We start from the raw sequence: 18,554 nt of genomic DNA on the forward strand, positions 1-18,554 counted from the left end.
CAAACCAATACCCCGGCCGAAGCCGGGGTATCGGGTGGAACATGCTGCATGGCGGATTAGAAGTTGATGCTCCAGCTGTTGATGTAGCCGGTATCGCCGTTGTACGCGTCGTTGACCCGCAGCTTCCAGGTGCCGTTGAGCGCTTCGCCGGACAGGTCCAGGTTGGCATAGCCGATGATGTTGTCGGCGCTGCCGCCACTGCGGTTGTGCAGGTTGTAGATGCTGCCATCCGGCGCCACCAGGTCGACCTTCAGGTCGCCTTTGTAGCTGTGGCGGATGTCGACGTCGACGCGGCTGCTCGCCAGACCGTTGCCGCTGCGGCCGGACACGCTGATCGGGCTTTCCACCGTCGCCCGGTCGTTGATCGTGTAGTCGCCGCTGTTGGTGTAGGTCTGCGGCTCGCTACCACCGCCGCCACCGGCGGTGTAGTCGGCCACCAGGCTGACGTTGGCGAAGCTCGAATAGGCCTTGATCCGGACGTGCCAGGTGCCGGCCGCCGGTGCCGCGAACGTGCAGGTTTCGGCGTTGCCGCTGCGGTACGGACGGCAATCGTAGGAGCTGTCGGTCGGCGCGCTGCCGTGCTTGACGTACAGATCGCCATCACCGCTGCCGCCGGACATCACGAAGCTCAACCCGGAGGCACCGGCCGGCACCTCGAAGGTGTAGGTGACATCGCTGCCGCTGGCGGCCGACAGACCGGTCTCGGCCACGCCCTTCTCGAGGCTGCCGTCACCCGGTTCCGGATCCGGATCGCCACCGCCGCCGGACACCGCATCCACCGCGGCCTTGGAGTTGACGATGCCGTCGCCGATGTCACGGTCGATCGACACCGGGAACGCCCGCAGGGTGCTCTTCAGGGTCGACTCGACCTGCGCCGGGGTCAGCGACCCGCCGGCCGCGGCCTGCATCAGCGCGACCACGCCGGCCACGTGCGGCGACGCCATCGAGGTCCCCGACATCAGGCTGTAGCCTTCGGTCGACGGCGTGGTGGCGCCGCTGTTGACGGTCGAGGCGATGTCGCTGCCCGGCGCCGCCACGTCGATCAGCGAACCGTAGTTGGAGAAGCTGGAACGCGCGCCGGTGCGGGTGGTCGAGGCGACCGCGATGACGTTGTCGCAGCTGGCCGGGGTGAAGCCGGAGGTGTCGGCATTGCTGTTGCCGGCCGCGACCACCACCGTGGTGCCACGGCTGACCGCGCTGTTGACCGCGTTCTGGTAGCTGGCCGAGCAGCTGCCGCCGCCGCCGAGGCTCATGTTGATGACCTCGGCGGGGTTGGCGTTGGCCGGCACCCCGGACACGCTGCCGCCCGACGCCCAGACGATGCCGTCGACGATGTCGGAGGTGTAGCCACCGCACTTGCCGAGCACGCGCACCGGCACGACCTTGGCGCCATAGGCGACGCCGGCGACGCCGGAGCTGTTGTTGGTGACCGCCGCGACCGTGCCGGCCACGTGGCTACCGTGCCAGCTGGAGTCGCTTGAGGGCGGAGCGTTCGGTCCGCATTCCGAGTTGGTGAACCAGTCGCCCTCGTCCTGGGCGTTGCCGTCACGACCGTTGCCGTCGCGGGCCATGCCCGAATCGCTGATGAAGTCGTAACCCGGCAGCACGTTGGCGTTGAGGTCGCTGTGGTTGGTGATGCCGGTGTCGATCACCGCCACCACGACGCCGGCGCCGGTGGTGGCGTCCCAGGCCTCGTTGGCCTTGATGCCGCCAGCCGCTTCCCAGTAGTGCCACTGGTGGCTGCTGTAGTAGGTGTCGTTGGCGGTCGCGACGGCCTTCATGAGGCGGTCGACCTCGACGTACTCGACATTGGGATCGGCAGCCAGCTGGCGCATCAGCGCCTCGGCCTCGCTGCGGCCGAGCTTCTTGCCGGTGGTCAGCACTTCGGCACCGGTGGCGGTGCGGCGCAGCTTCTTCAGCCCCAGCGCCTTGCCGTGCAGGGTCGCGTTGGCGGCGGCGTTGAGCGAACGGTTGAGCGCGGCGGCATTGCTGCGCTGCGCGCTGCCTTCCTTGTACTTGACGATGAAGCGGTCATTGCCGGCGTCGGACCGCAGGCCGGCGGTGTTGACCAGGCCCTGGCCGGCGGCGAAGGCCGGCAGGGCGAACATCGAGGCGGACAGGGCGGCAACGGTGGCAGCCGCGAGCGCATGGGTACGAAGCCCACGCAGAGAACGGTCAGACATTTGGTAGAACCCCCGAACGGTGAAATACGCCGCAATCGCGGCAAAAGGTTCGCCTGGTTCCTCGCACGATGCTGCCGGGGCAGGCCGAGCGGGCCGGACGATGCAAATCGGGCGACATCCATGAAAACGCCCGAAACGCAACCTAGGGGCATCGGGATTATTCAGACAAGAAATGCATGACTTTGGTCATGGCCAGACGATGCCCCGGGGAGGCGCTAGGACGGCACGATGCCTGCCGCTGTTGACGATCAGCAGGAAAATCGACAACCCAGCGCGGCGCGCGCCATGCTGCAGCACAGCATGGAAACGCGCAAAAACGTCAACTAGTGACTGGAACGGCCAGGCGATCGACGCGTTCCCTGGGGCAATCGCGACTCAAAGCATCCCGGTTTCGAGGCGGGCCGCTTCCGACATCATGTGGCGGCCCCACGGCGGCTCGAACACCAGGTCGACGTCGGCCTCGGCCACCGTCGGGATCATCTCGATCTTGTCGCGCACGTCCGCCACGAGGATGTCGCCCATGCCGCAGGCCGGTGCGGTCAGGGTCATGTCGATATGGACCAGGCGGTGGCCGGCGTGTTCGGGGTGGGCCGTGATGGTGGCGGTATAGACCAGCCCCAGGTCGACCACGTTGATCGGGATCTCGGGGTCGAAGCAGGTCCGCAACTGCTTCCACACCAGTTGTTCGACCGCATCGTCGTCGGCGCCTTCGGCCAGTTGCAGCGGCTCGGGCGGCTCCTTGCCGATCGCGTCGGCATCCTTGCCGGCGATCCGGAACAGGTTGCCCTCGACGAACACGGTGTAGCTGCCGCCCAGCGCCTGGGTGATGTAGCCGACGCTGCCGGCGGGCAGGTTGACCACCTCGCCCTGCGGCACCAGCACGGCGCTGCAATCGCGTTCGAAACGGACGGGTTCGCTGCTGCGGGAGTACATGTGGCGGGACGGCTCGGTGGAATTCGAATAGGACCATTCTAGTCCAATATGCCGGTCCCATAGAGGGTGACCGCCGCGCCGGCTATGCTGTCGCGTTCGCCCGCCACCCGGTGCACCGCCTGCATGAGCCGCCGTCCGTGACCCGCCCCGCCTCCGCGCGCAGGAGTGCCTGGCGGCCCAGCCCCGCGCTGACGCGACTGGCAACCCCGTGGCTGGCCTGGGCGTTGCTGGGGCTGGGCACCTGCGGGTTTGCCGCCGCATGGATCACGCTCGCCTTCTTCAACGGTGCCCAGAACAGCTGGATGGCGGTGATCGGTGCGCTCGACATCGCCTGGATGCTGCGCCTGGGCGGCTGGCCGCGCGGGCCGCGACGGGTCGCGATCGGGATTTTCGCCACCGCCTGCATCGTAGCGCTGGCCAACTGGGGCGTCATCGCCGCCCAGTTGGGGCTGATGCTCGGGCTGGCGCCGTGGGAATCGGCGCTGAAACTTGGCTTCCACCACGCCTGGACACTGGCGCAACTGGCCAACGGCGCGTGGGACCTGGCGTGGCTGGCGTTGGCGTTGCTGGTGGCGGCGCTGGCCTCGCGCTGATCCGGCCACCGCCCACCGCGTCGGCTCAGTGCCCGCCGTCGAGCGCCTTGAGTTCCGACACCAGCGCGCTCGCCATCTCCGCGCCGTCGCCGTACAGCATCCGGGTGTTGTCTGCGTAGAACAGCGCGTTCTCGATGCCGGCGAAACCGGTGCCCTTGCCGCGCTTGATCACGATCGTGTTCTTCGCCTCGACCACGTCGAGGATCGGCATGCCGTAGATCGGGCTGGACGGATCGGTCTTGGCCACCGGGTTTACCACGTCGTTGGCGCCGATCACCAGCGCGACGTCGGTGTTGGGGAACTCGGGGTTGATATCGTCCATGTCGGCGATCAGGTCATATGGGACGCCGGCTTCGGCCAGCAGCACGTTCATGTGGCCGGGCATGCGGCCGGCGACCGGGTGGATCGCGAACTTCACCTTGACCCCGCGCTCGATCAGCTTCTGGCTCAGTTCCCATATCTTGTGCTGCGCCTGCGCGACCGCCATGCCGTAGCCGGGCACGATCACCACGCGCTCCGCATACGCCATCATCGCGGCGACGTCGCCGGCCTCGATCGGCTTCTGGCTGCCGGCGATCTCCTGAGCCTCGCCTCCGCCGCCGAAGTTGGAGAACAGCACGCCGCTGATCGGCCGGTTCATCGCCTTGGCCATCAGCCGGGTCAGCAACATGCCGGCGGCGCCGACCATCATGCCGGCGATGATCAGCGCCTGGTTGCCGAGCACGTAGCCTTCGAACGCCACCGCCAGTCCGGTCAGCGCGTTGTACAGCGAGATCACCACCGGCATGTCGGCACCGCCGATCGGCAGCGTCATCAGCACGCCCAGCAGCAGCGCGAGGGCGAAGAACGCGAGGATCACCGGCACCTCCAGCGTCATCACCGCCCAGCCACCGGTGACCAGCATGGCGACGAACACCAGCGCGTTGAACAACTGTTGACCGGGGAACATCACCCGCCGGTCGAGCCGGCCGTCGAGCTTGGCCCAGGCGATCACCGAGCCCGACAACGACACCGCGCCGATCGCCGCGCCGAGCACGGCCAGCACCAGGGTCACTGTCGACGGCGCCAGTTGTCCTGCGCCCTGCACCAGCAGCGGGTCGCCCGGCACCAGCGCGGCATATTTGAGCAACTCGACCGCGCCAATCGCCGCCGCCGAGCCGCCGCCCATGCCGTTGTAGAGCGCGACCATCTGCGGCATGTCGGTGATCGCGACTTTCTTGCCCGACCACCACGCCGCGCCGGTGCCGATCACCAGCGCGGCCAGGATCAGGCCGAGGTTGTCGAGGTCGAGCAGGAAGGTCGCGGCGGTCGCGATGACCATGCCGGCGCCGGCCCAGCGGATGCCGCTGCGCGCGGTCTTCGGCGAGGCCATGCGCTGCAGGCCGAGCAGGAACAGAGTGGCGGCGGCGAAGTAGCTCGCCGCGGCGAGCCAGTGCGCGCCGGTCATCGCCGGCCTCCATCGGGGGCATCCCCGCTGGGCTTGCCGGCGGGCGACTTGCTCGACTTGAACATGTCCAGCATCCGCTCGGTCACCACGTAACCGCCGGCGGCGTTGCCGGCACCCAGCAGCACCGCGACGAATCCGATGACCTTCTCCAGCGTGGTGTCGGCATGCCCGAGCACCACCATCGCGCCGATCAGCACGATGCCGTGGATGAAGTTGGAGCCCGACATCAACGGCGTGTGCAGGATCACCGGCACCCGCGAGATGATCACATGGCCGGCGATCGCCGCCAGCATGAAGATGTAGAGCATCGTGAATGCCTGCACCATCGACCCCTCGCCCATCGCTGCCGCTCCATGCAAGACCTCCGGCATCATAACCGCGGCGTCGCGCCCTCCACACGGTGTCAACCGCGACCGGGCCGGTGCGTTCCCGTCCCTGCAGCCCGGGCTGCGCCCCCTCGCCTGTCGGCCGCCGCGCTGGCGACGAACCAGAGCCGTATATGCTCGACCGCGTGAGCCCCCATGCCCAAGACCACGCCTCGCTCGAACACTTCCTCGCAAGCATCGGCCCGCGCGCGTTCCGTTTCGCCGAACTCGGCCTGCGCCATCGCGAGGATTCGCTCGATGCAGTGCAGGACGCCATGATCAAGATGCTCGACTACCAGCACCGGCCGGCGGCGGAATGGACGCCGCTGTTCTGGAGCATCCTGCGCAGCCGCATCGTCGACACCCAGCGCCGTCGCACGTTCCGCCTGCGCTGGCTGGCGCCGATGCCGGAGCGCGACGACGGCAGCCAACCCGACTGGGCCGACGAAGGTCCGGACCCGTCGCGCACCCACGACGGCCGCGAGGCCTACGGTCGCTTGGCCGATGCGCTGGGACGCCTGCCGCGGCGCCAGCGCGAGGCGTTCAGCCTGCGCGTGCTCGAAGAGCTCGACGTCGCCACCACCGCCCGGGTGATGGGCTGCGGCGAGGGCTCGGTGAAGACCCACCTGTCGCGTGCCCGCGAGGCGCTGCAGCGGCAACTGGAGGATTGGCGATGAACCCGCACGACCACGATTTCGATCTCGAAGCCCGCCGCCTGCACGCGCAGGCGCTGCAGCACCTCTCGCCGCAGGTGCGCGGGCGGTTGCGCGACGCCCGCCGCGCATCGGCGTCACCCGAATCCTCGCGGCACCGCTTCGGCTGGCTGCTGGCCGGCGGCGCCGTGGCCGTGACGGCGGCGCTGGTGCTGGCGCTGCAACTGCGACCGGCGGCCCCGGAACCCGCGCCCGCGCTCGCCGCCGCACCGGGCCCGGCCGAGCGCGCCAGCCAGCGCGCCGAGCTCGACCGCGAGCTGGACGACATGCTCGTCGCGCTCGACGAGAACCCCGACCTCTACCTGTGGCTGGCAGCCAACGACGACGCCCTGCCGCCGCCTTCGGAGTATTGACGATGACCCACCTCACCGCCGGCTCGCGGCTCGCCCGCTGGCTCCTCCCGATGCTGCTCGCCGCCGCACCCGTGGCCGCCGCGCAAACGCAGGCGCTGCCTGCGTGGGACCAGTTGACCCCGACCCAGCGCGAGCAGTTGATCGCACCGACCCGCGAGCGCTGGAACGCCGAACCCGGCCAGCGCGACGAATTGCTCGAGCGCGCGCAGCGCTGGCAGCAGATGACCCCGGAGCAACGCAAGCACGCCCATCGCGGGGTCAAGCGCTGGCGCCACATGTCCGACGAGCAGCGTGCCGAGGCACGTGCGCTGTATGCGCGCATGCGCAGCCTCGACGAAGACCAGCGGCGCGCGCTGAAAGCCAAATGGCGGGCGATGACCGCGGCGCAGCGCACGGCCTGGGTCGAAGCCCATCCGGCGCCGGAGCGCGATTGCGAGGAGTAGGCATTTCGGCTTGTGCGCCGCAGCTTTCAGCCAGGAGCATTCTCCGATGTAGGAGCGACGTAAGTCGCGACCTGTACATCTTCCCGAACGCTCGGCGGGTCGCGACTTACGTCGCTCCTACAAGAATCCGACTCTCGTCGCGCAGGCGATAGCCGCTATGCAGATGCCGGTGGTGCGTCGACTGGGCCGCCCGGGTCGACCGCGACACGTTCCGGCCACACCGTCTTCGCCAGCAACTCGTCGTCCCAGTCGAACGCCAGCGCCGGGTCCCGGACCAGCAGGCTGACGAAGTTGTAGACGTTGCGCGCATACATCTCGCTGGCATGCACCGCGCCGCTGCTGGCCAGGTTGAGTGGACCAGCGACGGTGACGCCATCGATCTCGACCGTCTCGCCCGGCCGGGTCGACTCGCAATTGCCGCCGGTCTCGGCCGCGAGATCGACGATCACGCTGCCGGGTTTCATCCCGGCAACCATCGCTGCGCTGATGATCTTCGGCGCCGGCCGCCCTGGCACCGCCGCGGTGGTGACGATGACATCGATCCCCTTCAGATGCTCGCCGAGCCGGCGCTGCTGCTCGGCCCGCTCCTCGTCGGTCAGCGGACGCGCGTAGCCGCCCTCGCCGGCCGCGCTGACGCCGAGGTCAAGAAACTTGCCGCCGAGCGATTCGATCTGCTCGCGGGTCTCGGGTCGCACGTCGAACCCCTCGACCTGCGCGCCCAGCCGCCGGGCAGTGGCGATCGCCTGCAGGCCGGCGACGCCGGCGCCGACGATCAGCACCTTCGATGGCCGGATCGTGCCGGCGGCGGTGGTCAGCATCGGGAAGAATCGCGGCGCCAGCTGGGCGGCGATGAGCACCGCCTTATAACCGGCCATGCCGGCCTGTGAACTGAGCACATCCATGGCCTGCGCGCGGGTGGTGCGCGGCAGGCGTTCAAGCGGGAACGCGACCAGGCCGCGATCGGTGATCGCCGCGGCACGATCGGGATCGGCGTGCGGGGCGAGCAGCCCGACCAGCACCGCGCCCTCTCGCAGGACCCGCAAACGCTCCACCGGCGGCGGCTGCACGCACAGCACCACGTCGGCGTCGTCGAGCGCAGCCGCGGCATTGTCGACCGGCTGCGCGCCCGCCGCGGCGTAGGCTTCGTCGGTGAAGCCGGCGGCGAAACCCGCGCCGCGTTCGATCCGGACCTCGGTGCCGGCGGCGACCAGTTTCTTCGCGGTTTCCGGGGTCAACGCCACCCGGCGTTCGCCGGGCGCGGTTTCGCGCGCCACACCAATCGTGATCTTCGCCGCCGCCATGCGCACGCTCCGTACCGGGTTCAACGCATCGTAGCGAAAGGCCCGGGCCTGCGCGACGCACCGCTCAGTGGCGGGTGACGCCGCGGTCGAGCTCTTCGCGCATGTGCCGCATCGCCTGTTCGAACGCGGTCGGCTCGCAGCCCACCTGCAGGCGTCCCGCGGTCGCAAGGCTCGCCAGCTCCTCGGCCGAGGCGACCAGTACGCGCAGGCCGCGACGGTTGACCAGCAGGCGGCGTGCGCTCAGCGGGCTGATCCAGGCGATTTTGGCGTCGACGGTTTCGCCCTGGATGTCGGTCAGCTGCAGCCATTCGCCGGGCTGCAACGCGCGCATGCGCTCAAAGACGGACGGATCGAAACGCAGCGGATCCATTCCGCCCACCAGCCAGCGCTCGCGCTCGGCCGCGTCGTCGTCGACGTGCGCCGCCGGCGGATCGTGCAGGTCGCGCGGCGCGTTGGGGTAGACCAGGCCCTTGACCAGCACTGCCAGCGCATGGTCGGCGGAGCTGGGGTCGAGGCCGGAGCTGCCGAGGCAGGCGACGATCGTCGGTTCCAGGGCCAACAGGCGCTGGGCGAGATCGCGCCCGCGGCCGTCGGCGGCGATCCGGTCGGCCTCGACCAGCGCATCGCCGAGCGCCACCGCGGCGGCGAACGATTCGCTGTCTTCACCTTCGCGCAGCAAGGTCTGGACGAGGTGGTGGCGCCAGGAGGTGCCAAGGAAATCGGAGACCGCGCGACTCAGCGGTGGCGCCGCGATCCGCCGCGTCAGCACCGCATCGGCCTGCTCGCGCGCGTGGTTGAGCCGCTCGCGGCCGAAGGTCGCCTTGGCGGCGCGCTCGGCCTGCAACTCGATCCGTCGGCGCTGTTGCTGCAACAACGCATCGAGTTCGGCATGGGCGGTCTCGAAGATCGCCAGGTCCTCGTTGTACTCGGCGACCACCCGCTGCGAGGCGGCCGCGGCGCGGTCGAGCAGTTCGCGCTCCTGCGGGGTCTCGGCGCGGTTGCCGGCGCAGGCCTCGGTGATCGCGTCGAGCAGGCGCCGGGCGGGGTGCGCGGACTGCACGAACATCGCCTGGTCGGTCAGCGCGACCTTGATGAAGGGCAGCACCAGCCGCGCGTACAGGCGTCGCGCACGGTCCTGCAGGTGATGGCTGCTGAACACCGAGTCGAACAGCAACGCGACCAGGTCGATCGCGTCTTCTTCCTCGACGCTGAAACTGATCTGTTCCGGGTTGAGCCCGAGCCGGCGGGAGCCATCGTTGAGCTGGTCGCGGATCGCGCTGGCGAGCCGGCCGGAATCGGCCAACGCGCGCGCGAACACGTCGGACGGCTCGCCCTGCAACAGCGAGGCGACGCTGACCACTTCCTCGACCCGCAACTGCCGTCGCGACGGCGTCGGCGGCTGCCCGGCCCCGGCGTCGGCAGCGTCGTTGTTGAGGCGACCATCGCGCCAGGCATGCAGCATGCTGCGCAGTTCGCTCAATTCGGCCGAGGTCGGAGCGGCGCCCGGCGCGCCGGACGCGGGCGGCGCGTAGGTACCTTGCTCGCGGCGCTCCTCGCGCTCGTAGCGGCTGCCGGCGGAGTCGGCCTGGCCGACGCCGTCGAAGTCGGCTCGCGGCGCGGGCGGCCGGATCGGCATCGCCCCGGTCGGTGCTCGTTCGGCCGCACCATATCCGCTGTTTGCCAGCAGCTCGTTGACCTTGGCGTAGAGCTCGCCGAGTTCGGCGTCGAGCGCCCGCTGGTACTGCGCGAACAGCAGCACCCGCAGCGGCGCCGGCACCTGCTCGTCGTTGAAGGTCTCCACGAACGCGGTCGCCAACCGCGTCGGGCCGATCGGATTGACCGTCGGTGGCAGGCCAAGCACCGCCGCGACCGCCTGCAGCCGCCCGGCCATCGTTTCCAGCGCGCGGGAGTGGCTATGTTCGATGGCTTCGGCCAGGCCCTGGCCGGCAAGGTGGAAGTCGATCTGGCTTTCGTCGATCAGGCCCAACGGCAGGTCGCCGCGGTTGCGGATGCGCAGCACGCGGAAGTCGTCGAAGCCGCGCGCGACCTGTTGCCGGTAGCGCATCACGTGGGTGGCGTGATGCTGGCGCAGGACCCACAATGCCGCCTGGTTCTGATACAGCAATTGCGGCGCGTCGTGGCCGTCGTCACCCTGCACCGAACGCTTCAGCGCGTCCTCCACCGGCTCGTACAAGCCGCCAGGCAGGCCACCCAGAGTCTCGAGCGCGAGGCGCTTGATCTCTTCCAGCACGCGCATCGGTTCGGTGCGCGGGGCGTGGGCGCCGCCAAGCGGATGAATGGACACGTTCTGCTCCCCAGACGGATGTGACGCGGAGGGTCTGTAAAGACGTACGGCGGAGCATAGTGGCAATATGCGTCAGCGCTTCCGCCCGCCTTCCATCCTGTGATACATGTCACCAATTGACCGTGGCGCGCCCGCCAAACCGGCCGCGCAAGTCCCGTTTCCCTTATCCGAAATCGATCCGCTGGCGATGCTCGATTCGCGCCGCTCGGTGCCGTTCCTGCAGTTGCAGGCGCCCGGCCCCGACGACGCCACCCTGCGCCGGTTGCTGCGCAGCGCGGTGCGGGTGCCCGACCACGGCAAGCGCGTGCCGTTCCGCTTTCTCAGCCTGCGCGGCGATGCACGCCGCGAGTTCGGCGAGCGCCTGGCCAACCGCCATCGCGAGGCGGACCCGGACGCCGGCGACGCGGTGATCGACAAGGACCGCGATCGCTACCTGCATGCGCCACTGATCGTCATCGCGATCGCCCGGCTCGGCCCCGACGCCAAGATTCCCGAGCAGGAGCGCCTGCTCAGTGCCGGCTGCACCTGCTTCGCGCTGCTGCAGGGCGCGCAAGCGCTGGGCTTCCGCGGCTGCTGGCTGACCGGCTGGGCGGCCTATGACGGCGAAGTCGCGCGCTTGCTCGGGCTGGAGGCGGACGAGCGGGTGATCGGCTTCATCCACCTCGGCACCGCGAGGATCGACGTGCCCGAACGCGACCGTCCCGACCCCGACGCGCTGCTGAGCGAGTGGACCCCGTGAGCGACGGCGACACCGCGCGCGCGCCGACGCGCACCCTCTACCTGGTCGACGCCAGCCTGTACGTGTTCCGCGCCTGGCATTCGATGCCGGACGATTTCCGCGATGCCGAGGGCTGGCCGACCAACGCCGTGCACGGGTTCGCGCGTTTCCTGCTCGAACTGCTCGACCGCGCGCGACCGCAGCACGTCGCGGTGGCGTTCGACGAGGCGCTCGATTCCTGTTTCCGCAACCTCCTGTACCCGGCGTACAAGGCCAACCGCGACCCTGCGCCGGAAGAACTCAAGCGCCAGTTCGCGCACTGCCGGGCGCTATGCGTGGCACTCGGGCTCAGCGTGCTCGGCCACCGCGAATACGAGGCCGACGACCTGATCGGCAGCGCCTGCCACGGCGCCCGCGCGCACGGCTTCCGCTCGGTGATCGTGTCGGCCGACAAGGACCTGTCGCAACTGCTCGGCGAGCACGACGAGCAATGGGACTTCGCCCGTGGCCAGCGCTGGGGCGCCGACGGGGTGCCGGCGCGTCACGGCGTGCAGGCGCGACAGATGGCCGACTACCTGGCGCTGTGCGGCGATGCGGTCGACAACATTCCCGGCGTGCCCGGCATCGGCGCCAAGACCGCGGCGGCGTTGCTGGCCCACTTCGACACGCTCGACGCGCTGCTCGATCGGGTCGAGGAAGTGCCATTCCTGCGCCTGCGCGGAGCCAAGGCCTGCGCCGAGCGGCTGCGCCTGCATCGCGAGCAGGCGCTGTTGTGCCGGCAGTTGTCGACGATCGCCTGCTCGGTGCCGTTGGCGGAAGTCGACACCCACTTCGTCCGCCGCCGCGCCGACGGCGATGGTCTGGCGACGTTGTGCGACAGCCTGCGCTTCGGTCCGATGACCCGGCGCCGGCTGTACGACGCCGCCGGCCTCGAATTCGCCCCGCCGGTGTAGGAAGCGACCCGCGCGGTTAGCATCGGACACATGAACGAACACGACGAAACCCCGGAAATCCTCTACGACGGCCAGTGGCTGCGCATGGTCCGCCGCGGCCGCTGGGAGTATGCCGAGCGCACCCACGGCAACGGCATGGCGGTGATCATCATCGCCGTCACCCCCGACGACCACGTGCTGTTCGTCGAGCAGTACCGCGTGCCGCTGGGCGCGCGCACGATCGAGATGCCGGCCGGACTGGTCGGCGACGACCACGCCCACGACACCCTCGAATCGGCCGCGCGCCGCGAGCTGATCGAGGAGACCGGCTGGGAGCCGGCACGGGTCGACGTGCTGCTGGTCGGCCCGACCTCCTCGGGGATGAGCAGCGAGCGCATCGCGTTCGTGCGCGCGCTCGACCTGACCAAGGTTGGCGACGGTGGCGGGGTCGACAACGAGGACATCACCGTGCACAAGGTCCCGCGCGCGCAGGCGCCGGCGTGGCTGATGCAGAAGCAGGCCGAGGGCTTCGAGCTGGACCTCAAGTTGTGGGCCGGGTTGTGGATGATCGACCACAACCCGGATGGCTCGCCGGCCGGTTGATCAACGAGCAGATCAACCAGCGAAACCGTCGGTCGCCCGCACCAGCGCGTCGATGTTCTCGACCTCGAACGCGGAGTGCCCCGACGCCGGGGTGATCGCCAGTTCGGCCTTCGGCCAGGCTCTGTGCAGGTCCCAGGCGTTGGCGACCGGGCAGACCACGTCGTAACGGCCGTGGACGATGATGCCGGGGATGTCGGCGATGTTGCCGGCGTCGCGCAGCAACTGGTCGTCGACTTCGAAGAAGCCGCTGTTGACGAAGTAGTGGTTCTCGATCCGGGCGAACGCCAACGCGAACTGCGGGTCCTCGTGGCTGTTGGCGAAGTCCTCGTCGACATGCAGGAAGCTGGTCGCGCCTTCCCACACGCTCCAGGCCTTCGCCGCGGCCAGCCGGGCCGCCTCGTCGTCGCTGGTCAGGCGGCGGTGGAACGCGCTGATCAGGTCGTGCCGCTCGACCTCCGGGATCGCCTTGAGGTAGTGCTCCCAGGCGTCCGGGAACAACCGGTTGGCGCCCTCCTGGTAGAACCATTCCAGCTCCCAGCGACGCAGCATGAAGATGCCGCGCAGGACCAGCTCGGTGACCCGCTTCGGGTGCTTCTCGGCATACGCCAGCGCCAGGGTCGAGCCCCAGCTGCCGCCGAACACCTGCCACTGGTCGATGCCGAGCTTGACCCGCAGCTTCTCGATGTCCTCGACCAGGTGCCAGGTGGTGTTGTCGACCAGGTCCGCATGCGGGGTCGAACGGCCACTGCCGCGCTGGTCGAACAGCACGATGCGGTACTTCGCCGGGTCGTGGAAACGCCGCATCTTGTCGCTGCAACCGCCGCCCGGCCCGCCATGCAGCAGCACCACCGGCTTGCCGTCGGGATTGCCGCACTGCTCGTAATAGAGCGTGTGGCGCTCGTCGACCTTGAGGGTGCCGGTGTCGTAGGGCTGGATCTCGGGATAGAGGCTGCGCATGTGGACGCTCGCGGGGGGAAACCGCCAGTTTAACGAGGCGGTGGGCCCGCAGTCGCCACGGCCGGCCGCCACCTTGCGCGCTGCGGGATCGTCGCGACCTTAGCCGCGGCGGCGGCCGAAGCTGACGCGGTCGCGATGTTCGAGGTCGCGCGCGGTATCGACCTCGTCCAGCCCGGCGGTCGCCAGCAACGCACGCACGGCGTCGCCCTGCTCCCAGCCGTGTTCCAGCAGCAGCCAGCCGCCGGGGAGCAGGTGCCCCGGTGCGTTCGCCACGATTCGGCGGATGGCATCGAGGCCGTCGGCGCCGGACGCCAGGGCGCCGCGCGGTTCGAAGCGCAGGTCGCCTTCGTCGAGATGGGCGTCGTCGTCGGCGATGTAGGGCGGGTTGCTGGCGATCAGGTCGAAGGTTTCGCCGGCCAACGGGGCGAACCAGTCGCCATGGCGGAACTGCACGTTGCCCAGCCCGAGCGAGCGCGCGTTGGCGTCGGCGACCGCCAGCGCGTCGGTGCTGGCGTCGGTGGCGATGACGGCGGCGCCCGGCCGTTCGTGGGCGAGCGCCAGCGCGATCGCGCCGCTGCCTGTACCGAGGTCGGCGACCCGCAACAGTCGGTCGGTCGGCAGGCGCTCCAGCGCCAGTTCGACCAGCAGTTCGGTGTCCGGCCGCGGGATCAGTGTCGCCGGACCGACCTGCAGGTCGAACCGCCAGAAACCGCGGTGACCGGTGAGGTAGGCGACCGGCTCGCCGGCACGGCGGCGCGCGAGCAGCGCGTCGAACCGCGCCGTGGCGTCGGCATCGAGTTCGTCGTCGCCGTGCGCGTACAGCCAACTGCGCGACCGGCCGAGGGCGTGGGCAAGCAGCAGCTCGGCGTCGCCGGGCTCGAGGCCGTCGCCGGCAGCGCGGAGCGTGGCGTCTATGCGAGGCATCGGCGGGCCTGGGCGGCGGTCATGGCGTGTCCTGCAACGAGGACGACCATGCTACGCGGAGGCGACCGAAGCCGCCTCCGCCACCGCACTCAATACTCGATCGGCCGGCCTTCGCGCGCGGCCTTGGCGGCGGCGCACAGGTTGATCTCCTCGACCTGCTGCTTGAGGTCCAGCGGGCCACCTTCGACGGTTTCCATGCGCTTGCCGAAGCGCGCCTGCAAGGCGGCCGCATCCTCGGTGCTGCACATGCCGGCGGCATAGGCGCTGGCGATCGCCGAGCCACCCGGGTCGAGCTTGGCCTGCAGGGCGTCGTAGTTGGCTTCCAGCCACTCGCGCAGGGCCGGGCGCAGTTCCTCGTGGTCGGCTTGGCTGAAGATCACCGAGAAGATCTCGTTGAGCCGCAGCAGTCCCGGCTCCAGCACGAAACCGCGCGCACGGGCAGCCAGCGCGGGGTCGGTGACACCGCCCATCGCCGACAGCAACTCGCGGCGGATCACTGCGTCGTCGCTGGCGCGCAGGTGCTTCTCGGCGAGCTCGAAGGCCGCCGCCCCGCCCTCCTGCACGGCCACCGCGACCGCGGTATCGCGCAGGTCGCGGGCGACCGCGTCGGCATCCAGCTGACCATCGCCACCGAGGCCGAGTACGCGGTTACCACGTTCGACGAAATCGGCACGCACGGTCGGGTCCTCAACCCCCTCGGCGAAGTAGCCGATCAGCTGACTGCGCAACAGTCGTTCGTCATCGCTTTCGCCCTCCTTCGATTCCATGCCCAGGGCCTGCAGGCGCGGGCGGTAGATGTCGGCGAAATGCGCGCGCAGCTTCGCTTCCTCGGCTGCGTCGTCGAGCAGGTGCTCGTTGATCCACTCGAACGTCCACATGCCGGCGGTCGCGGTCTGGCGCGCGTCGGCGGTGGCGAACTGCGGCAGCGCGGCGATCATCTGCGACACGCTCAGGTCGCCGGCGCCGTAGGCGGCGATGGCGGAGTCGGCATAGACCCGCTGCTCGCGCTCGTCGAGGTCGGCGAACGCGTCCGACAGCGACTGCTGCCACTTCGGCGCCAGCGCGAAACGGTAATAGCCGTCGCCGTGCGCGTTCGGCATCACCCACGCGGGGCAGCTTTGTGCGTCTTCAAGCTCGAAGCGGGCCTGTTGGCCGTCGACCAGCCCGCATTGCTCATGCACCTTGCCGTCGGCCGCATAGCGCACGCACATCGGGATACCCCAGGTCTGCGCCGCGCTGGCGGTCGAACCCAGCGGCAGGTAACGCTGCTGCGACAGGGTCAGCGCCGGCGACTTGCCGTCGGCGCAGTCGACGTCGACCTTGACCATCGGCACGCCGGGCTGGTCGATGAAGCTCAGGAACGCGGCGGTGATGCCCGCCGGATTGTCGCTCTGCGCGGCTACCGACTGGATCAGGTCGGTGCTGGTGGCATTGCCGCGGGCGTGCTCGACCAGGTAGTCGTGGATGCCCTTGCGGAAGTTCTCCTCGCCGACGAAGTTCTCGAACATCGACAGCACCGCACCGCCCTTCTGGTAGGTAATGCCGTCGAACGCCGAGGCGATCTGGGTGAAGTCGCTGATCGGCTGGTGGATGCGGCGGGTCGAGGCCAGGCTGTCGGCGCCCATCGCGCGCAAACCGCCTTCGAGGATGTTGCGGTCGGTGTGGAACTCCGGCTGCAGCTGGCCGGTGATCTTGTTGCCCATCCAGGTCGCGAACGCCTCATTGAGCCACAGGTCGTCCCACCACGCCATCGTCACCAGGTTGCCGAACCACTGGTGCGCCAGCTCATGCGCGCTGACGCCCCAAAAGCCCTGGCGCTGGCCGACCGAGGACTCCTCGTCGAGCAGCATCAGGGTGTCGCGGTAGATGATCAGGCCGGCGTTCTCCATCGCGCCGGCGCCGAAATCGGGCGCGGCGACGTTGTCGAGCTTGGCAAACGGGTACGGGATGCCGAAGTAGTCCTCCAGCGCGAGGGTGATCGCCGGGGTGTGCTCCAGCGAGTAGGCCATGCGCTCGCCCTCGCCCGCGGCGGCGACGCCACGCAGCGGGATCGGTCGACTGCGCTCGCCATTGGGCGCGATGTCCGGCGCCACCGGCACGTCCCACGGGCCGACCACGAACGCCAGCAGATAGGTCGGCAGGGCTTCGGTGCGGGCGTAGGTGATCTTCTTCCACGGCCCGTCGAGGTCCTCGGTCTTCTCCGCCGGCGCGTTGGCGATCGCGGTGTCGGCGTCCGGCACGATCAGGGTCACGTCCCACGGCTGCTTGAAGCTGGGCTCGTCGAAACCGGGGAAGGTGCTGCGCGCGCCGAGCGGTTCCATCTGGGTGACGATGTAGTTCTGCTCTTTCGGCTTGACCCGGTAGGCGCCCATCAGGTTGCCGTAGGGCGCCTCGAACGCGATCGCGATGTCAACCTTGCCGGCCGGCAGGGTCTGCGCGGCGGTGAGCTTGAGCACGCCCGAGACGTGGACCTGCTCGGCGTCCAGCGCGACCTTGCTGCCGTCGGGCAACACCGCCTCGGCGGACTTGATGTCGAGGTCGCGGCCGTGCATCCAGACCACGTCGGTCGGCTCGGCGACGTCGGCGTGGATGACCGTGCGGCCGGAGAAGCGCTCCTGCGCGGGATCGAGCTTGAGTTCGAGTTCGACCAGGGTCGGCACCACCGTACGTGGCAGTTGCCCGGTCGGGATGGCGCTGTCTGCATTTGCGGTTGCGGCAGATTCCGACTGGGCGGCCACCGCCGCGGTCGAGGTGGTCAGCGCCAGCGCGACGGCGCAGGCAAGGTGGCGGATGCGATGCACGGCGGAACCCCCGGGTTGTGTTCAGGCAAAGGCCGACCTTAACGGCCCCACCCGAGCGCGCCCCATGACGATAGTCATGCCCGGGCTGCAACGCCCGGCTTACGGCCGCCGCCGTATCGTCGCGTTGGCCTCACCATCGCCGATAGATCGATAGACCACCTCTATCACATCTATTCCATCAATCGATTTGATCGAATCGATACCCCCGCCTACCATGGCTGCACTTTCCACCCACCCCACCCACCAAGGACTGATTCCATGTCTCTGATCAACACCGAAATCAAGCCGTTCAAGGCCCAGGCGTTCAAGGGCGGCAAGTTCTTCGAAGTCTCCGACGCCGACCTGAAGGGCAAGTGGTCCGTCGTGTTCTTCTACCCGGCCGACTTCACCTTTGTCTGCCCGACCGAGCTTGAGGACCTGGCCGACAACTACGCCGAGTTCCAGAAGCTGGGCGTGGAGATCTACAGCGTCTCCACCGACACCCACTTCGCCCACAAGGCGTGGCACGACAGCTCCGAGGCGATCAAGAAGATCCAGTACACGATGGTCGGCGACCCGACCGGCCTGGTCACCCGCAACTTCGGTGTGATGATCGAGGAAGTGGGCCTGGCCGACCGCGGCACCTTCGTGATCGACCCGGACGGCAAGATCCAGATCGTCGAGATCAACGCCGGCGGCATCGGCCGCGACGCCAGCGAGCTGCTGCGCAAGGTCAAGGCCGCCCAGTACGTCGCCGCCCACCCGAACGAGGTCTGCCCGGCCAAGTGGAAGGAAGGCGAAAAGACCCTGGAGCCGTCGCTCGACCTGGTCGGCAAGATCTAACACCCGCGACGAAGTCCGGGTCGGTGCGGGTGGCTTGGGCGAGACCTTAGGCAACATGGATGTTGCCTAAGAGCCCCCATGGATGGGTTCACGGCGAGTCTCGCCCAAGCCGCCCGTGCCGGCCCGGACGCTCCCGATCAAGACGCCTCACCCGCCATCTG

Annotated in this window: 17 protein-coding genes and 1 pseudogene; 8 read left to right on the forward strand and 10 right to left on the reverse strand. The window is 69.2% G+C overall.

The annotated features are described in order from the left end of the window. Positions 1-56: 56 nt before the first annotated feature. The 3 genes and pseudogenes from SNE34_RS14030 to sufT form a co-directional block, all read right to left on the reverse strand. Positions 57-437, reverse strand: a complete 381-nt coding sequence (locus SNE34_RS14030; protein WP_332618321.1) for a proprotein convertase P-domain-containing protein — start codon at positions 435-437, stop codon at positions 57-59. Then, positions 426-2,183: pseudogene (locus SNE34_RS14035) on the reverse strand (S8 family peptidase); the annotation flags it as partial. The gene SNE34_RS14030 and the pseudogene SNE34_RS14035, both read right to left, overlap by 12 nt. A 375-nt stretch (positions 2,184-2,558) precedes the next feature. Next, a complete protein-coding gene (gene sufT / locus SNE34_RS14040) occupies positions 2,559-3,116 on the reverse strand; it encodes a putative Fe-S cluster assembly protein SufT (RefSeq protein WP_332618237.1) in 558 nt (185 codons plus the stop codon). A gap of 137 nt (positions 3,117-3,253) precedes the next feature. On the opposite strand from sufT, the gene SNE34_RS14045 reads away from it, so the two are divergent. After that, a complete protein-coding gene (locus SNE34_RS14045) occupies positions 3,254-3,709 on the forward strand; it encodes a hypothetical protein (protein WP_332618238.1) in 456 nt (151 codons plus the stop codon). A 25-nt stretch (positions 3,710-3,734) separates the two neighbouring features. Here the strand turns inward: SNE34_RS14045 and SNE34_RS14050 are convergent, their stop codons facing one another. Then, a complete protein-coding gene (locus SNE34_RS14050) occupies positions 3,735-5,156 on the reverse strand; it encodes an NAD(P)(+) transhydrogenase (Re/Si-specific) subunit beta (RefSeq protein ID WP_332618239.1) in 1,422 nt (473 codons plus the stop codon). Then, the gene (locus SNE34_RS14055; protein ID WP_425604555.1) at positions 5,153-5,482 is read right to left on the reverse strand and encodes an NAD(P) transhydrogenase subunit alpha part 2; all 330 of its coding nucleotides are present in this window, start codon (positions 5,480-5,482) and stop codon (positions 5,153-5,155) included. The genes SNE34_RS14050 and SNE34_RS14055 overlap by 4 nt, the downstream gene beginning before the upstream one ends. 173 nt (positions 5,483-5,655) lie before the next feature. On the opposite strand from SNE34_RS14055, the gene SNE34_RS14060 reads away from it, so the two are divergent. Genes SNE34_RS14060 through SNE34_RS14070 form a run of 3 tightly spaced genes read left to right on the forward strand, consistent with a single transcriptional unit; the run spans position 5,656 to position 7,030 of the window. Then, complete coding sequence (locus SNE34_RS14060; protein ID WP_425604552.1) at positions 5,656-6,198, forward strand: RNA polymerase sigma factor; 543 nt, start codon at positions 5,656-5,658, stop codon at positions 6,196-6,198. Then, on the forward strand, positions 6,195-6,587 hold the full coding sequence (locus SNE34_RS14065) for a hypothetical protein (RefSeq protein ID WP_332618243.1): 393 nt from the start codon (positions 6,195-6,197) through the stop codon (positions 6,585-6,587). The genes SNE34_RS14060 and SNE34_RS14065 overlap by 4 nt, the downstream gene beginning before the upstream one ends. Positions 6,588-6,589: 2 nt before the next feature. Further along, positions 6,590-7,030 carry a DUF3106 domain-containing protein gene (locus tag SNE34_RS14070; RefSeq protein ID WP_332618244.1) on the forward strand — a complete coding sequence of 147 codons (441 nt, stop codon included), beginning with the start codon at positions 6,590-6,592 and terminating at the stop codon, positions 7,028-7,030. Positions 7,031-7,185: 155 nt separating this feature from the next. Here the strand turns inward: SNE34_RS14070 and SNE34_RS14075 are convergent, their stop codons facing one another. Then, a complete protein-coding gene (locus tag SNE34_RS14075) occupies positions 7,186-8,331 on the reverse strand; it encodes an NAD(P) transhydrogenase subunit alpha (RefSeq protein ID WP_332618246.1) in 1,146 nt (381 codons plus the stop codon). Between the two features lie 64 nt (positions 8,332-8,395). After that, positions 8,396-10,636: a DUF1631 family protein gene (locus SNE34_RS14080; protein WP_332618247.1), complete on the reverse strand. Its 2,241-nt coding sequence runs from the start codon at positions 10,634-10,636 to the stop codon at positions 8,396-8,398. A gap of 187 nt (positions 10,637-10,823) precedes the next feature. On the opposite strand from SNE34_RS14080, the gene SNE34_RS14085 reads away from it, so the two are divergent. From SNE34_RS14085 to SNE34_RS14095, 3 genes are read left to right on the forward strand one after another with little or no spacing between them, the layout of a single operon-like run. Beyond that, complete coding sequence (locus tag SNE34_RS14085) at positions 10,824-11,375, forward strand: nitroreductase family protein (RefSeq protein WP_332618322.1); 552 nt, start codon at positions 10,824-10,826, stop codon at positions 11,373-11,375. Next, the gene (locus SNE34_RS14090; RefSeq protein WP_332618248.1) at positions 11,363-12,307 is read left to right on the forward strand and encodes a 5'-3' exonuclease; all 945 of its coding nucleotides are present in this window, start codon (positions 11,363-11,365) and stop codon (positions 12,305-12,307) included. Before SNE34_RS14085 ends, SNE34_RS14090 begins: the two co-directional genes overlap by 13 nt. Before the next feature lie 30 nt (positions 12,308-12,337). Then, entirely contained in the window at positions 12,338-12,889 is a 552-nt protein-coding gene (locus SNE34_RS14095) for an NUDIX hydrolase (RefSeq protein ID WP_332618250.1), read from the forward strand. Positions 12,890-12,901: 12 nt separating this feature from the next. Here the strand turns inward: SNE34_RS14095 and pip are convergent, their stop codons facing one another. From pip to SNE34_RS14110, 3 genes are all read right to left on the reverse strand, one after another. After that, positions 12,902-13,846: a prolyl aminopeptidase gene (pip, locus tag SNE34_RS14100; protein ID WP_332618251.1), complete on the reverse strand. Its 945-nt coding sequence runs from the start codon at positions 13,844-13,846 to the stop codon at positions 12,902-12,904. 99 nt (positions 13,847-13,945) lie between these two features. Beyond that, positions 13,946-14,770: a peptide chain release factor N(5)-glutamine methyltransferase gene (prmC, locus tag SNE34_RS14105; protein WP_332618252.1), complete on the reverse strand. Its 825-nt coding sequence runs from the start codon at positions 14,768-14,770 to the stop codon at positions 13,946-13,948. Positions 14,771-14,859: 89 nt separating this feature from the next. Then, positions 14,860-17,571: a M1 family metallopeptidase gene (locus SNE34_RS14110; protein ID WP_332618253.1), complete on the reverse strand. Its 2,712-nt coding sequence runs from the start codon at positions 17,569-17,571 to the stop codon at positions 14,860-14,862. 258 nt (positions 17,572-17,829) lie between these two features. Here SNE34_RS14110 and ahpC point away from each other — a divergent pair, with 258 nt between their 5' ends. Continuing rightward, a complete protein-coding gene (gene ahpC, locus SNE34_RS14115) occupies positions 17,830-18,393 on the forward strand; it encodes an alkyl hydroperoxide reductase subunit C (RefSeq protein ID WP_332618254.1) in 564 nt (187 codons plus the stop codon). Positions 18,394-18,554 lie beyond the last annotated feature (161 nt).

The sequence above is a fragment of the Novilysobacter erysipheiresistens genome (assembly GCF_036663935.1).
GTDB classification, from domain to species: domain Bacteria; phylum Pseudomonadota; class Gammaproteobacteria; order Xanthomonadales; family Xanthomonadaceae; genus Novilysobacter; species Novilysobacter erysipheiresistens.